Here is a 13,568-nt window from a genome sequence, read left to right as displayed (position 1 = left end):
CACTGCTGGGGAGTGCTCGATGATCGCCATTGCCATTGCCTGGTTCCTGCTCGGCCTGCTGTTGCTGGCGCTGGGCGGGGATTCCATCGTCAAGGCCGTGTCCGGCCTGGCCCAGCGCTTCGGGGCCAGCCCGTTCACTGCCGGGCTGCTGCTGCTCGGGGTGACCACCTCGTTGCCGGAACTGGCGGTCAATGCGCGCGCGCTGGCGGTCGGCCAACCGGAGCTGGCACTGGGCAATGCCGTGGGCAGCAGCATCGTCAACCTGGGCTTCACCCTGGCGGTGGCAGCCATCGCCGCGCCCCTGTTGCTGCGCGCGCGCCTGCAGACGGTGCTGTGGTGGTCGCTGCTGGTGGCCGGCGTGCTGCTGGTCCTGTTCGGGCTGGATGGTCGCCTGGCGCGCTGGGAAGGCGGCGTGCTGGTGGCAGGCTTCATTGTCATGCAGGTGCTGCTGCTGCGCCGCGGCCGCGTTGAGCGTGCCGAGGTGCAGGCGGCCATCGCCGAGTCCGCCCTGAGCCGCACCAGCCTGCCGTTGAACGTGCTGCGGGTGCTGATCGCAGCGCTGACGCTGTACTGGGGCGCGCGCTTGGTCGTGGGCGCCGCCGCTGACTTCGGTGCCGCGCTGGGCTGGACGCCGCTGCTGGTCGGCCTGCTGCCGGTGGCGATCGGCACCGCACTGCCGGAGGTGGCAACCGCAATTGCTGCCGCGCGTCGCGGCCACGGCGACATGGTGCTTGGCCACGTGCTGGGCTCCAGCGTGGTCAACCTGCTGCTGGTGATCGGGGCGATGGCGGTGTTGCAGCCGTTGGCGTTGCCGGCCTCGTTCGTGCGCCTGGAACTGCCGGCACTGCTGGCGTTCGCCCTGGTGCTGTACCCGATGCTGCGTGGCGATCTGAAGATCAGCCGCAGTGAAGGCGGAATCCTGCTGGTCGCGTTCGCCGGCTGGTTCGTGCTGGAGCTGCTGCTGGTCGGCGCGGCATGAGGTAGTTCCGGCCGCTGGCCGGCAACCTCACTGCCTCTGACGGAACCCTTGCCACTGCCGGCCAGCTGCCGGCACTACCGGCTCTGCGTGGCTTCCTCTTCCCGCGCCGGTTCCGGCGGCGGAAGCTGTTCCTCGGCAGCCGGCTCGTTGCCCGGCAGGCTGGGACGGGTTTCCATCAGCAGCGACAGCGCCGCCTTGGCCATCATGTGGGCGCTGATCGGCGCGGTGATGAACAGGAATACGGTGATCAGCAGCTCGCGCGGCTGCGGGTCCTGGCCCAGGAAGATGTGGTAGCAGACCGAGCACACCAGCACGCAGCCCACGCCCAGCGTGCTGGCCTTGGTCGGCGCGTGCAGGCGCTTGAAGAACGTGGACAGCTTCACCAGCCCCAGTGCGCCGACCAGGATGAAGAAGCAGCCGAACAGCAGCAGGATCGACAGGCCGATCTGGATCGCGGTGATCATTCGACGATGTCCCGGCGCAGCACGAACTTGCTCAGCACCACGGTGCTGCCGAAGCCGAGCATGGCGATGACCAGTGCGGCTTCGAAGTAGATCGCGGAGTTGAGGTACATGCCGAACAGCATCAGCTCGGCAATGGCGGTCACCGACAACGTGTCCAGTGCGAGGATGCGGTCGGGCACGGTCGGTCCGCGCAGCAGGCGCCAGGTGGCCAGCAGCATGGCCAGGCCGACCACGTGCATGCACACCACCAGCGTGGTCTGGATGATCTGGAATCCAGTCATGGGAAGATCTCCATCAACGGCGCCTCGTAGCGGCGCTTGATCGTATCGATCAGGTCCTGTGGGTCCTCCAGGTGCAGCACGTGCACCAGCAGGAACTTGCGGTCGTCGCTGAGCGCGGCCGAGACCGTGCCCGGGGTCAGCGTGATCATGCTGGTCAGCGCCGCGATGCCGTGGATGTTGGCGATGTCCAGCGGCAGCCAGATGAAACCGGGGTGAATCTTCTTCTCCGGGCCCAGCACCTGCAGGGCCACGCGGATGTTGGACATCAGGATGTCCCACAGGGTCACGCACACCAGCTTGGGCAGCGGCCGCAACGTGCCGATGCGCGCGAACTCGCGGTCCAGGCGTGCGGCGAACAGCGGCACCACCACGCCCAGCACCAGCCCCAGCACGATCTGGCCGAGGGTGAAGCTGTCGGACATCAGCAGCCAGAACGCCACCACCATGATGCTGAGCATTGGCGAGGGAATCAGGCGACGGAACAGGGAGCGCTGGGCGGTCATGGCTGGCGGATCTCCGGTGCGGTCGCGCGCAGCTGCTGCACGTACTCGCTGGGTTGCAGCAGCTGTGCGGCGGTGGCGTCGGTGTAGCGCATCAACGGTGCAGCGGCCAGGGTCATGGCGATACCGTAGGCCAGCAGGATGCACGCGGCGTACAGCTCCACCCGGCGCAGAGGAGCCTTGCGCGGCTTCGGTGCCTCCGGATCGACAGGCGGCACGCGCCAGAACAGGCGGATGCCGCCGCGGGTCAGGCCCATGATCACCAGCAGGCTGCTGACCAGCACCGCGGTCCAGACCGGAGCGGTGTACTGCGCCGGCATGCCGGCCAGCAGTACGGCCTTGGCCAGGAAACCGGACAGCGGCGGCAGGCCGGCCACCGACACCGCGCCGATCAGGAACAGCACGGCGGGTGTCTCCTTGCCCGGCATCGGCGCGACCACTTCCTTGCGGTCGCTGGCACCGCCGCGACGACGGCGGATCAGGTCGGCGATCAGGAACAGCGCGGCGGCGACGAAGCTGCTGTGCGGCAGGTAGTACAGGCCGGCCGAGAGCACCTGCGGTGTGCCGACCGAGAAGGCGATGAACAGCGTGGCTGCCGACACGATCACCAGGTAGGAGATCAGCACGCGCAGGCGGGTCGCGGCGAGGGCGCCCAGGCCGCCCAGCACCAGCGTCGCCACACCGGCCCACAGCAGCCAGTCACGGCCGTAGCCGGCCATCGCGCCGGCATCGTCGCCGAACCACAGCATCTGGATGCGCAGCACCGAGTACAGGCCGACCTTGGTCATGATCGCGAACAGCGCAGCCACCGCCGCCGGTGCGCGTGAATAGGCTTCCGGCAGCCACAGGTACAGCGGCATCAGGGCGGCCTTGGCGCAGAACACCAGCAGCAACAGGCCCATCGTCGCCTTCACCAGGGTCAGCTGCGCCGGCGGTACCTCGGCGATGCGCTGCGACAGCTCGGCCATGTTCAGCGAACCCAGCGTGGCGTACAGCAGGCCCAGCGCGATCAGGAACAGGGTCGAGGCGGTGACGTTGAACACCACGTAGTGCAGGCCGATGCGCATGCGCAGGCCGCGGCCACCACTGAGCAGCAGGCCGTAGGAGGCGATCAGCATCACCTCGAAGAACACGAACAGGTTGAAGATGTCGCCGGTCAGGAACGCACCGTTGAGGCCGACCAGCTGGAACTGGAACAGCGCATGGAAGTGCGGTGCGCGGCGGTCCCAGCCCGAACAGGCGTGCAGCAGGCAGGGAATGGCCAGCAGCAGGGTGGTCAGCAGCATCCACGCCGACAGCCGGTCGGCCACCAGCGCGATGCCCAGCCGCGACGGCCAGTCGCCCAGCAGGTAGACGCTGATCTCACCACTGGCGGTGGTGGCAAACAGCAGGCCCACCGCCAGCGCCAGCGCCGACAGCGCGGTCCAGGCCACCGCGCGCTGCACCCTGGGGCCATAGCGGCGGTGTTCGACGAACAGCGACAGTGCCGCACCCAGCAGCGGAATCAGGATCGGCAGGATCACCAGGTGGTTCATGCGCGGTCCCCGCCCTGCCGTGGTGGTACGCGCTCATCCTGCAGGTCGTCATCCGGCTCGTGGGCGTCCACATGGTCGCTGTGGTTGTCGCTGCGGCTGCGCATGGCCAGCACGATGCTCACCGCGGTCATCGCGAAGGCGATCACGATCGCGGTCAACACCAGCGCCTGCGGCAGCGGGTCGGTGTAGTTGCCCAGGTGGCTGTCCACGCCGTCCTGCAGTACCGGCGCCTTGCCCAGCACCACGCGGCCACCGGCGAAGATCAGCAGGTTGGTCGCATAGGACAGGAAGGTCATGCCGAGGATCACATCGAAGCTGCGCGCACGCAGCAGCAGGTAGATGCCGATGGCGGTCAGCACGCCGATCGCGGTAGCCAGGGCCAGTTCCATCAATGCATCTCCCCGGTGCGTGCCGAGCGGCGTTGCAGGTCGATCTCACCCTTGCGGGCGGTACGGGTACGCGATGGCTTGATCGTGCCCATCATCGACAGCATCAGCATGGCACCGCCGAACACCACCAGATAGACGCCGATGTCAAAACCAATCGCACTGGCCAGCGGCACGTCGCCGATCAGCGGCAGGTGCAGGTCGAGGTGGCCGCTGGTCAGGAACGGCACGCCGAACAGCATCGACGCGCTGCCGCTGAGCAGGGCGATCAGCAGGCCCATGCCGATGCAGCGGATGTAGTCGAAGCCGAAGCGCGACTCCACCGACGCGGTGCCCTGGATCACGTACTGGATCAGCAGCGGCACCGCCAGCACCAGGCCGGCGATGAAGCCGCCACCCGGCGCGTTGTGGCCGCGCAGGAACAGGAAGATCGACACGGTCAGGGTCAGCGGGAACATGATCTGGGCCAGGTCGGCCGGCACCGGCAGCTTGATCGGCGGGCCGGGCATGATCTGCTCCGGCGCCATCCGCGTGCGCCGCAGCAGGGCATGCACCACCAGCGCGGCGATGCCGAACACGGTGATCTCGCCGAAGGTATCGAAGCCGCGGAAGTCGACCAGGATCACGTTGACCACGTTCTGGCCATAGGCCTCGGGCAGGGCACGGGCGAGCAGCTCGCCGGCCATGGTGTTCGGCGGCAGGGTCATCGCGGAATAGGCCAAGGCGCCAAGTCCGGCACCGGCGATGATCGCGATCACCGCGTCACGGCGCTTGCGCCAGCGCGGCCGCTCCGGCCCGGACTGCGCAGGCAGGTAGTTCATGCCCAGCAGCATCAGCACCAGGGTCACCATCTCCACCAGCAGCTGGGTCAGGGCCAGGTCCGGCGCGGACAGGAACACGAAGGTCAGCGCCACCATCAGGCCGACGCCGCCGACCAGCAGCACCGCCAGCAGGCGCTGCTTGTAGATACGCAGGGTAGCCACCGCGCAGGCCATCATCACCAGCCACAGCGCCCAGCCCAGCAGCGGGATCGGCTGTGGCCTGGTCCAGTTCGGCGAGGCGGGGTTGGCCACGAACGGCGCGGCGGCGGCCACGATCGCCACCAGCACCAGGCCCAGCAGCATGCGCTGAAGGCTGCCGTTGGCGATGCCGTTGGTCAGGCGCATGGCCAGTGCGGAGATCGCGTCCAGCTGCGCATGGAACACATTGCGGCCAGTGCTGACGTTGGTCACGGCGTGCAGGTTGATCAGCTTGCGCAGGCCGAAGTACAGCGCCACGCCGCCGATCACGCCGATCGCGCTCATCGCCAGCGGCAGGTTGAAGCCGTGCCATACCGCCAGGCTGTACTCGGGCATGGCGTCGCCGAGGATCGAGGCCGCAGCGGCGTGCAGCACCGGCGCTACGGTCAGTGCCGGTGCCACGCCCACCGCCACGCAGATCACCACCAGCAGTTCCACCGGCACCTTCATCCAGCGCGGCGGTTCGTGGGGCACGCGGTCCAGGTCGTGCGGGCCGGGGCCGAAGAAGGTGTCGTGCACGAAGCGCAGGCTGTACGCCACCCCGAATACGCCCGCCAGCAACGCTGCGATCGACACCGCCGTGCGCATGATTCCCGGGCCGCCGGCCGTGATCGCTTCGGCGAACAGCATTTCCTTGGACAGGAAGCCATTGAGCAGGGGGATGCCAGCCATCGCCAGCGAGGCGATGATCGCCAGCGCGCTGGTGAACGGCATCAGCCTGCGCAGGCCTCCCAGCTTGCGCATGTCTCGGGTACCGGTCTCGTGGTCGATGATGCCGGCGGCCATGAACAGCGAGGCCTTGAAGGTGGCGTGGTTGAGGATGTGGAACACGCCGGCCACCACCGCCATCGGCGTGGACAGGCCGAACAGCAGGGTGATCAGGCCCAGGTGGGAAATGGTCGAGTACGCCAGCAGGCCCTTCAGGTCATGCTGGAAGATCGCATTCCAGGCGCCGATCAGCAGGGTCAGTGCGCCGATGCCGCTGACCGTGTAGAAGAACAGGTCGCTGCCGGCCAGTGCCGGATGCAGGCGCGCCAGCAGGAACACGCCGGCCTTCACCATGGTGGCCGAGTGCAGGTAGGCCGAGACCGGGGTCGGCGCCGCCATCGCGTGCGGCAGCCAGAAGTGGAACGGGAACTGCGCGCTCTTGGTGAAGATGCCGGCCAGTACCAGGAACAGGGCGTAGGGGTACAGCGCGCTGGCGCGGATCTGCTCGCCAGCGGCCAGCACCACGTCCAGGTCGAAGCTGCCGACGATGCGGCCGATCAGCAGCACGCCACCGAGCAGGGCCAAGCCACCGCCACCGGTGATCACCAGCGCCATGCGTGCGCCTTCGCGGGCGTCCTGGCGGTGCGACCAGAAGCCGATCAGCAGGAACGAACTGATGCTGGTCATTTCCCAGAAGATCATCAGCAACAGCAGGTTGCCCGACAGCACCATGCCCAGCATGGCGCCCATGAACAGCAGCAGGTAGCAGTAGAAGCGGTGCGCGTTGTCCTGCTGGCTCAGGTAGTAGCGCGCATACAGCACCACCAGCGCGCCGATGCCGAGCACCAGCCCGGCGAACATCCAGGCCAGCCCGTCCAGTCGCAGGGTGAAGTCCAGCCCGAGCTGCGGCAGCCAGGGCACCAGGGTGCGGACCACCTGGCCATCGAGCACCGACGGGGTCAGCCAGCCGAGGATGGCCAGCCCGCCCAACGGCGCCAGCGCCGCCAGCCAGGCAGCAGTCGAGCGCGAACTACGGGGGAAGGCCGCAACAGCCGCTGCCATCAGGAACGGCAGGGCCAGCAGCAGGGGCAGGCTGGGGAGCATGCAGGGAATCCATGATTCACGAGCAGGTCAGGGAGGATAACAGGCTGCGAAATGTCGCCGAAACCCATCGAACAGCGATCAATTGCATGTAACGTTCGCTGATTCATTTTTTCTGCGATGCAACATCACATTCCTGCATCCCTTCCCTGGCTGCCCTCGGGGGACACCCTACGCCCACGCAGGGAGACCGCAGGCCCTGTCGCACAGGGGCTGCCGTCGACGGGCGGGCAATGGGGAGCGGATCACCGGCGCAGGCTGGCAGGGCTCCCGTGGACTACGGGTGACGGAATCCGCCCGTTCAGGAAACGACGGCCGCTGTCGGCCGCCGCCAGGTCAGTAGCGCCAGTCCAGCTTGCGGTAGAACTTGGCCATCACCCAGGCCGGGCCGATCAGCAGGTAGGTCAGGTCGGTCAGGAAGCTGGGCTTGCGGCCCTCGAATTTGTGGCCGATGAACTGCGCGATCCAGGCCACCACGAACACGCCCACCGCCAGCCAGCGCAGGGCCTGCAGGCCGATCTCGGCCTCCAGCAGCCGGCACAGGCAGCCGAACACGAAGAACTGGATGAGCATGCCGATGCCCAGCGGGCGCGACAGCTTGTTGTAGAAGCACCACGCGCTGAACATCGCCAACGCCGACCAGATGCCGTACTGGAACCAGGTGATCAGCGGCGGCAGGCACCACAGCAGGGCCACCACCGACCACAGGATCGCCGGGACCGCCACCACGTGGATGCGCTGGTTGATCACATTGCGGTGGTCGTCGGAGTAGCTGGCGAAATAGCGGTCGATCGGCCGCGCAAGCTGGGTGGATGTCTGCATGCTGCGTCGCTTCCTCGGGCAACGGTAGTGCCGGCCGCTGGCCGGCACTCCAGAGCATAGCCGAGTTCGCGAGGTTGCCGGCCAGCGGCCGGCACTACCGCGATCAGAGCGCCCCCCGCCTTTCCGGCCGGGGGGACGCGGGGGGATCAGTCGACGCTGATCCCGGCCAGGCGCTGCAGCGCCTCGGCGTACTTGGCGCGGGTGCGCTCGATGATCTCGGCCGGGATGCTCGGGCCCGGGGCGGTCTTGCCCCAGTCCAGCGTCTCCAGGTAATCGCGCACGAACTGCTTGTCGTAGCTCGGCGGGCTGGTGCCCACTTCGTATTCGTCGGCCGGCCAGTAACGGGAGGAATCCGGCGTCAGCATCTCGTCCATGATGTACAGGCGGCCATCGGCGTCGGTACCGAACTCGAACTTGGTATCGGCCAGGATGATGCCGCGCTCGCGGGCGTAATCGGCCGCGAACTTGTAGATGCGCAGGGTGGCGTCGCGCACGCGCTCGGCCAGTTCCGCACCGACCTGCTTCACCATCGCATCGAAATCGATGTTCTCGTCATGGTCGCCGACGGCGGCCTTGGTCGAGGGGGTGAAGATCGGCTCCGGCAGCTGCTCGGCCTGGCGCAGGCCGTCGGGCAGGTCGATGCCGCTGACCTTGCCGGTGCGCTGGTAGTCCTTCCAGCCGCTGCCGATCAGGTAGCCGCGGGCGATCGCTTCCACCGGCACCGGCTTCAGCTTGCGGGTGACCACCGCACGCTTGGCGTACAGGGCTGGGTCCACGCCTTCGGGCAGCACGCTGGCCACGTCGATGCCGGTCAGGTGGTTGGGCATCAGGTGCGCGGTCTTGGCGAACCAGAAGTTGGAGACCTGGCAGAGCATCTCGCCCTTGCCCGGAATCGGGTCAGGCAGCACCACGTCGAACGCCGACAGGCGATCGGTGGCGACCATCAGCAGGTACTCGCCCGGCGGGGTTCCGGCTGGCAGCCGCTCGCGCGGGATATCGAACACATCACGCACCTTGCCGCGATGGCGCAAGGGCAGGCCGGGGAGATCGGATTGCAACAGCGTGGTTGGCACGGGCACTCCTGGGGCGTTGTCGATACGGCTGCTGCCCAACGGACCCGGCGGGCCCGCTGACCAGCGGGCGGCCTAGTGTAAAGCGGTCCGGGCCCGCTGTGACGTAAAATGAGCGTCCATTTCGTCGGTCGACCCCGGAGCGCCATGCGCTGGTACGGAAAACTGCTCGGATTCATCGCCGGCGCCCTGCTGTTCCGGCCCAATCCGCTGTTCGGCGCGGTGGTCGGCCTGTTGATCGGCCACGCCTTCGATTCGGACTGGTTCCGCCTGAACAAGGAGAACCCGTACCGGGAGCTGGGGCTGACCTCCGAGGCCACCGATGCCGAGGTCGAGCGCGCCTACCGCAAGCTGATCTCGCAGTACCACCCCGACAAGCTGGGCGGTGCCGCCCCCGAGCTGCAGCAGCAGGCCGAGCAGAAGTCGCGGCGGATCAATGCCGCCTACGACCGCATCAAGACCCTGCGCAAGCGCTGATTCCAGAGTCCCGCCTGCGGGCGGGAGAACCTTTTCCCCGTTCCGAAGGCCCCGGCCATGTCCAACTGCCTCATCGCCCCCTCCATCCTGTCCGCCAACTTCGCCCGCCTCGGCGAGGAAGTCGACAACGTCCTCGCCGCTGGCGCGGACTGGGTCCACTTCGACGTGATGGACAACCACTACGTGCCGAACCTGACCATCGGCCCGATGGTCTGCCAGGCGCTGCGCAAGCACGGCGTCACCGCGCCGATCGACGTGCACCTGATGGTCGAGCCGGTGGATCGCATCATCCCGGACTTCGCCGAGGCCGGTGCCACCTACATCAGCTTCCACCCGGAGGCGAGCCGCCACGTGCACCGCACCATCCAGCTGATCCGCTCGCTGGGCTGCAAGCCGGGCATCGTGCTCAATCCGGCCACTCCGGTGGACATCCTCGACTGGGTGCTGGATGACCTGGACCTGGTGCTGCTGATGTCGGTCAACCCGGGCTTCGGCGGCCAGGCCTTCATCCCCTCGGCGCTGGACAAGCTGCGCGTGGTGCGCAAGATGATCGATGCCAGCGGCAAGGACATCCGCCTGGAGATCGATGGCGGCGTGAAGGCCGACAACATCGGCGAGATCGCCGCTGCCGGCGCCGACACCTTCGTCGCCGGTTCGGCCATCTTCAACGCCAGGACCAGCTACCAGGATGTGATCGCGCAGATGCGCGCCAACGTCGCTGCGGCACGGGGCTGAGCCATGAGTACGGTGGCCGTGTTGAACATCCGCCCGGCCACCGTCGCCGATGCGGGACTGATCCTGCATTTCATCCGCGAGCTGGCCATCTACGAGAAGGCCGAGCATTCGGTGCAGACCGATGAGATCGGCATCGCCGAGAGCCTGTTTGGTCCCGATGCCACGGCACGCGCACTGATCTGCGAAGCCGACGGCGAGGCCATCGGCTATGCGGTGTATTTCTACAACTATTCCACCTGGCTGGGCCGCAAGGGCATCTACCTGGAAGACCTCTACGTCAGCCAGGAAAAGCGCGGTGCGGGCGCCGGCAAGGCACTGCTGAAGTACATCGCGCGCCAGGCCGTGGCCGAGGGCTGCGGCCGTTTCGAATGGTCGGTGCTGGACTGGAACACCCCGGCCATCGAGTTCTACACCGCTGCCGGTGCCAAACCGCAGGACGAGTGGACCGTGTACCGGTTGCAGGGCCAGGCGCTGCACGATTTCGCCAACGGGTGAGATGACGTGCATCCACGCTTGGCGTGGATCTACTGCTGGGCAAATAAAAAAAGCCACGCCAATCACTGGCGTGGCCTCGCTGCATGCGTGGGAGGCTGATCCTGCCTCCATCCATCGTCCCTGCTATGGCCTTCCATTCTCCAGCAACTGAATGACACCTGCGTGACATTCACCGCGGGCAAACAGCGCATTGCTAGCCTGTGCCACCCCCTCCTGGAAGTACCGCATGACCACCCCGCGCTGGCGCCTGATCCTCAATGGCAAATCCGCAGGCAACGAGGAACTGCGCGAGGCTGTCGGCCATTGGCGCGAGCAGGGCGTGCAGCTGGACGTGCGGGTGACCTGGGAGGACGGTGACGCCGAACGCTACGTGGCCGAGGCCATCGATCATGGCGTGGACGTGATCGTTGCCGCCGGTGGCGATGGCACGCTCAGCGCGGTGGCCGAAACCCTGGCGCATCGTGAGGAAGCGGCGGATGCGCTGCCCTCGCTGGCGCTGATCCCGATGGGGACCGCCAACGATTTCGCCACGGCTGCGGGTATTCCGACCGAGCCTGAGGGCGCGTTTGCGTTGATCGGACAAACCACGCCGCGTGCCATCGATCTGCTGCGCGTGGATGCCGATGGCACGCCCTGGTGGTGCGCCAACCTCGCCAGCGGTGGCTTCGGCACGCAGGTGACGGTGGAGACCGATGCCGGCCTGAAGAAGATGCTGGGCGGGCTGGCCTATGTGATCACCGGCATCGCCAAGCTGGGCCGCATCGAGCCGATCACCGCGCGGCTGTCCGGCCCGGATTTCGCGTGGGAAGGCGACTTCATCGCCCTGGGCATCGGCAATGGCCGGCAGGCCGGCGGTGGCCAGCAGTTGTGCCCGCAGGCCGTGATCGACGATGGGCTGCTGGATGTCACCGTGCTTCCGGAACTGGAAGGTGAGGTCACCGCCACGCTCGGCCAGATGCTGAAGTCGGGCACCCAGGCGGCGCTCGAACAGCTGGCCACGCGCGCGCGGCTGCCGTGGCTGCAGATCGACGCACCGAAGGCGCTGACCCTCAACCTGGACGGCGAACCGGTGCAGGCCCGCCAGTTCCGCATCGCGTGCGTGCCGGGCAGGGTGCGGATGCACCTGCCGACCGGATGCCCGTTGCTGGCCGGGTAGGGGGTAAAGTCGACTGTTGGTCGACTGCTTTTCGTTCCGACGGCGTAAAACCCCGCGCTACGCGCGCAAGTCGACCAACAGTCGACTCTACCGGTCCGCGCCACCGGTCCCCGCGGCCGGCTCGGCCGTCCGGTGGTTCAGTTTCACAGGGTTCCCCTCCCGCCCCGGCTGCGATACAGTCAGGGGGTGTCCAGCCTGACGACCCCGCATACCCTTTCTTCCGCACGCCGTTGGTGGCGATGGTGGCCCGTTGCCGTCGTCCGTCCCCATAACGCTGTGTCCCGGAAGGAAAGTCGTCTTGAACTCGCACGCTCAGTTTCAGCAGCAGGCCGCTGAAGGCCACACCCATATTCCCGTCGTCCGTGAAGTGCTGTCCGACCTGGACACGCCGCTTTCGGTCTATCTGAAGCTCGCCGACGGCCCCAATACCTACCTGTTTGAATCCGTCGAAGGCGGCGAGCGCTTTGGTCGTTACTCGATCATCGGCCTGCCGGCGCGTCGCGTGTACGCCTTCCATGGCCGCACGCTGACCGTGCGCGAAGACGGCCAGGTGGTGGACACCCGCGAAGTGGCCGACCCGTTCGCCGAGGTCGAGGCGCTGCGCAGCGCCCACTCGGTGCCGAAGCTGGACGGCCTGCCGGGCTTCACCGGTGGCCTGGTCGGCTGGTTCGGTTTCGAGTGCATCGGCTACATCGAGCCGCGCCTGGCCCCGCCGGCCGGCCGCGATGAGCTGGGCACGCCGGACATCCTGCTGCTGGACTCCAACGAGCTGGCGGTGTTCGACAATCTCAAGGGCCGGCTGTACCTGATCGTGCACGCCGACCCGCGGGTCGAGGGCGCCTTCGAACAGGCCCAGGCGCGCCTGGATGCACTGACTGCCAAGCTGCGTGCACCGGGCGCCGGCTATCCGGCGCCGCTCAACAGCGACGTGCTGGACGAGTCCGACTTCGTCTCCGGTTTCACCCGCGAAGGGTTCGTCGATGCGGTCCAGCGCAGCAAGGAATACATCCGCGCCGGCGACATCTTCCAGGTGGTGCTCAGCCAGCGCCTGAGCGTGCCGTTCAAGGCGCGCCCGGTGGATGTGTACCGCGCGTTGCGTGCACTGAACCCGTCGCCGTACATGTACTTCCTGGATGTCGGCGACCTGCAGGTGGTCGGTTCATCGCCGGAAATCCTGGTACGCCTTCAGGATGGCGAAGTCACCGTGCGCCCGATCGCCGGCACCCGCCCGCGTGGCGCCACGCCCGAGCTGGACCTGGCGCTGGAAGCCGAGCTGCTGGCAGATCCGAAGGAACGCGCCGAGCATCTGATGCTGATCGACCTCGGCCGCAACGATGCCGGCCGCGTCTCGAAGGCAGGTACCGTGGAGGTGGGCGAGCAGTTCGTGATCGAACGCTACAGCCACGTGATGCACATCGTCAGCGAAGTGACCGGGCAGCTGCAGCCGGGCCTGAGCTATGCCGACGTGCTGCGTGCCACCTTCCCAGCCGGCACGGTCAGCGGCGCGCCGAAGATCCGCGCGCTGGAAGTGATCCGCGAGCTGGAACCGATCAAGCGCAATGTCTACGCCGGCAGCATCGGCTACATCGGCTGGCATGGCGATGCCGATACCGCGATCGCGATCCGCACCGCGGTGATCAAGGATGGCCGCCTGTACGTGCAGGCCGGTGCCGGCATCGTCTACGACTCGGACCCGGACAAGGAATGGGACGAGACGATGAACAAGGGCCGCGCGCTGTTCCGCGCCGTCGCCCAGGCCGCCAAGGGCCTGTGATCCTCCCCGTGCCGTGGCCTGCGCCGCGGCACCTTCCGCTGTTCCCATTCAAGACAAGGAGTACCG

Annotated in this window: 14 protein-coding genes; 6 read left to right on the top strand and 8 right to left on the bottom strand. The window is 67.4% G+C overall.

Features of this window, described 5'->3' with window-relative positions:
* The first annotated feature begins 19 nt into the window (after positions 1 to 19).
* On the top strand, positions 20 to 979 hold the full coding sequence (locus AC5P56_RS02495; protein WP_014648680.1) for a sodium:calcium antiporter: 960 nt from the start codon (positions 20 to 22) through the stop codon (positions 977 to 979).
* A gap of 74 nt (positions 980 to 1,053) precedes the next feature.
* Here AC5P56_RS02495 and AC5P56_RS02490 read toward each other — a convergent pair whose 3' ends face one another.
* From AC5P56_RS02490 to AC5P56_RS02455, 8 genes are all read right to left on the bottom strand, one after another.
* Positions 1,054 to 1,443 carry a Na+/H+ antiporter subunit G gene (locus AC5P56_RS02490; RefSeq protein ID WP_049440034.1) on the bottom strand — a complete coding sequence of 130 codons (390 nt, stop codon included), beginning with the start codon at positions 1,441 to 1,443 and terminating at the stop codon, positions 1,054 to 1,056.
* Entirely contained in the window at positions 1,440 to 1,724 is a 285-nt protein-coding gene (locus AC5P56_RS02485; protein WP_006399171.1) for a K+/H+ antiporter subunit F, read from the bottom strand. The genes AC5P56_RS02490 and AC5P56_RS02485 overlap by 4 nt, the downstream gene beginning before the upstream one ends.
* A complete protein-coding gene (locus AC5P56_RS02480) occupies positions 1,721 to 2,227 on the bottom strand; it encodes a Na+/H+ antiporter subunit E (RefSeq protein WP_032957141.1) in 507 nt (168 codons plus the stop codon). The genes AC5P56_RS02485 and AC5P56_RS02480 overlap by 4 nt, the downstream gene beginning before the upstream one ends.
* Positions 2,224 to 3,759 carry a monovalent cation/H+ antiporter subunit D gene (locus tag AC5P56_RS02475; protein WP_495231445.1) on the bottom strand — a complete coding sequence of 512 codons (1,536 nt, stop codon included), beginning with the start codon at positions 3,757 to 3,759 and terminating at the stop codon, positions 2,224 to 2,226. The genes AC5P56_RS02480 and AC5P56_RS02475 overlap by 4 nt, the downstream gene beginning before the upstream one ends.
* The gene (locus AC5P56_RS02470) at positions 3,756 to 4,148 is read right to left on the bottom strand and encodes a Na+/H+ antiporter subunit C (protein ID WP_134809381.1); all 393 of its coding nucleotides are present in this window, start codon (positions 4,146 to 4,148) and stop codon (positions 3,756 to 3,758) included. The genes AC5P56_RS02475 and AC5P56_RS02470 overlap by 4 nt, the downstream gene beginning before the upstream one ends.
* Positions 4,148 to 6,976: a monovalent cation/H+ antiporter subunit A gene (locus AC5P56_RS02465; RefSeq protein WP_014648675.1), complete on the bottom strand. Its 2,829-nt coding sequence runs from the start codon at positions 6,974 to 6,976 to the stop codon at positions 4,148 to 4,150. The genes AC5P56_RS02470 and AC5P56_RS02465 overlap by 1 nt, the downstream gene beginning before the upstream one ends.
* A 333-nt stretch (positions 6,977 to 7,309) precedes the next feature.
* Positions 7,310 to 7,795, bottom strand: coding sequence for an Mpo1 family 2-hydroxy fatty acid dioxygenase (locus tag AC5P56_RS02460; protein WP_014648674.1), 486 nt, complete (start codon positions 7,793 to 7,795; stop codon positions 7,310 to 7,312).
* Positions 7,796 to 7,941: 146 nt separating this feature from the next.
* Positions 7,942 to 8,868, bottom strand: a complete 927-nt coding sequence (locus AC5P56_RS02455) for a phosphoribosylaminoimidazolesuccinocarboxamide synthase (protein WP_014648673.1) — start codon at positions 8,866 to 8,868, stop codon at positions 7,942 to 7,944.
* 144 nt (positions 8,869 to 9,012) lie between these two features.
* On the opposite strand from AC5P56_RS02455, the gene AC5P56_RS02450 reads away from it, so the two are divergent.
* The 5 genes from AC5P56_RS02450 to trpE all read left to right on the top strand — a co-directional run bounded on the left by AC5P56_RS02450 (position 9,013) and on the right by trpE (position 13,502).
* On the top strand, positions 9,013 to 9,342 hold the full coding sequence (locus AC5P56_RS02450; RefSeq protein WP_005411327.1) for a J domain-containing protein: 330 nt from the start codon (positions 9,013 to 9,015) through the stop codon (positions 9,340 to 9,342).
* A 57-nt stretch (positions 9,343 to 9,399) separates the two neighbouring features.
* Complete coding sequence (gene rpe / locus AC5P56_RS02445; RefSeq protein WP_006474082.1) at positions 9,400 to 10,077, top strand: ribulose-phosphate 3-epimerase; 678 nt, start codon at positions 9,400 to 9,402, stop codon at positions 10,075 to 10,077.
* A gap of 12 nt (positions 10,078 to 10,089) precedes the next feature.
* Positions 10,090 to 10,572 carry a GNAT family N-acetyltransferase gene (locus AC5P56_RS02440; RefSeq protein WP_014648672.1) on the top strand — a complete coding sequence of 161 codons (483 nt, stop codon included), beginning with the start codon at positions 10,090 to 10,092 and terminating at the stop codon, positions 10,570 to 10,572.
* Positions 10,573 to 10,798: 226 nt separating this feature from the next.
* A complete protein-coding gene (gene yegS, locus AC5P56_RS02435) occupies positions 10,799 to 11,728 on the top strand; it encodes a lipid kinase YegS (RefSeq protein WP_197604957.1) in 930 nt (309 codons plus the stop codon).
* 298 nt (positions 11,729 to 12,026) lie between these two features.
* Positions 12,027 to 13,502, top strand: coding sequence for an anthranilate synthase component I (trpE, locus tag AC5P56_RS02430; protein ID WP_126411439.1), 1,476 nt, complete (start codon positions 12,027 to 12,029; stop codon positions 13,500 to 13,502).
* Positions 13,503 to 13,568 lie beyond the last annotated feature (66 nt).

The organism is Stenotrophomonas sp. YJH_SMC_131 (genome assembly GCF_059367975.1).
This window is presented reverse-complemented; position numbering and strand designations above follow the sequence as displayed.

Coding starts and splice junctions, on each gene's coding strand:
- yegS (WP_197604957.1), top strand. CDS start 10,799: ATGACCACCCCGCGCTGGCGCCTGATCCTCAATGGCAAATCCGCAGGC.
- AC5P56_RS02470 (WP_134809381.1), bottom strand. CDS start 4,148: ATGGAACTGGCCCTGGCTACCGCGATCGGCGTGCTGACCGCCATCGGC.
- AC5P56_RS02485 (WP_006399171.1), bottom strand. CDS start 1,724: ATGACTGGATTCCAGATCATCCAGACCACGCTGGTGGTGTGCATGCAC.
- AC5P56_RS02450 (WP_005411327.1), top strand. CDS start 9,013: ATGCGCTGGTACGGAAAACTGCTCGGATTCATCGCCGGCGCCCTGCTG.
- AC5P56_RS02465 (WP_014648675.1), bottom strand. CDS start 6,976: ATGCTCCCCAGCCTGCCCCTGCTGCTGGCCCTGCCGTTCCTGATGGCA.
- AC5P56_RS02495 (WP_014648680.1), top strand. CDS start 20: ATGATCGCCATTGCCATTGCCTGGTTCCTGCTCGGCCTGCTGTTGCTG.
- rpe (WP_006474082.1), top strand. CDS start 9,400: ATGTCCAACTGCCTCATCGCCCCCTCCATCCTGTCCGCCAACTTCGCC.
- AC5P56_RS02460 (WP_014648674.1), bottom strand. CDS start 7,795: ATGCAGACATCCACCCAGCTTGCGCGGCCGATCGACCGCTATTTCGCC.
- AC5P56_RS02475 (WP_495231445.1), bottom strand. CDS start 3,759: ATGAACCACCTGGTGATCCTGCCGATCCTGATTCCGCTGCTGGGTGCG.
- AC5P56_RS02490 (WP_049440034.1), bottom strand. CDS start 1,443: ATGATCACCGCGATCCAGATCGGCCTGTCGATCCTGCTGCTGTTCGGC.
- AC5P56_RS02480 (WP_032957141.1), bottom strand. CDS start 2,227: ATGACCGCCCAGCGCTCCCTGTTCCGTCGCCTGATTCCCTCGCCAATG.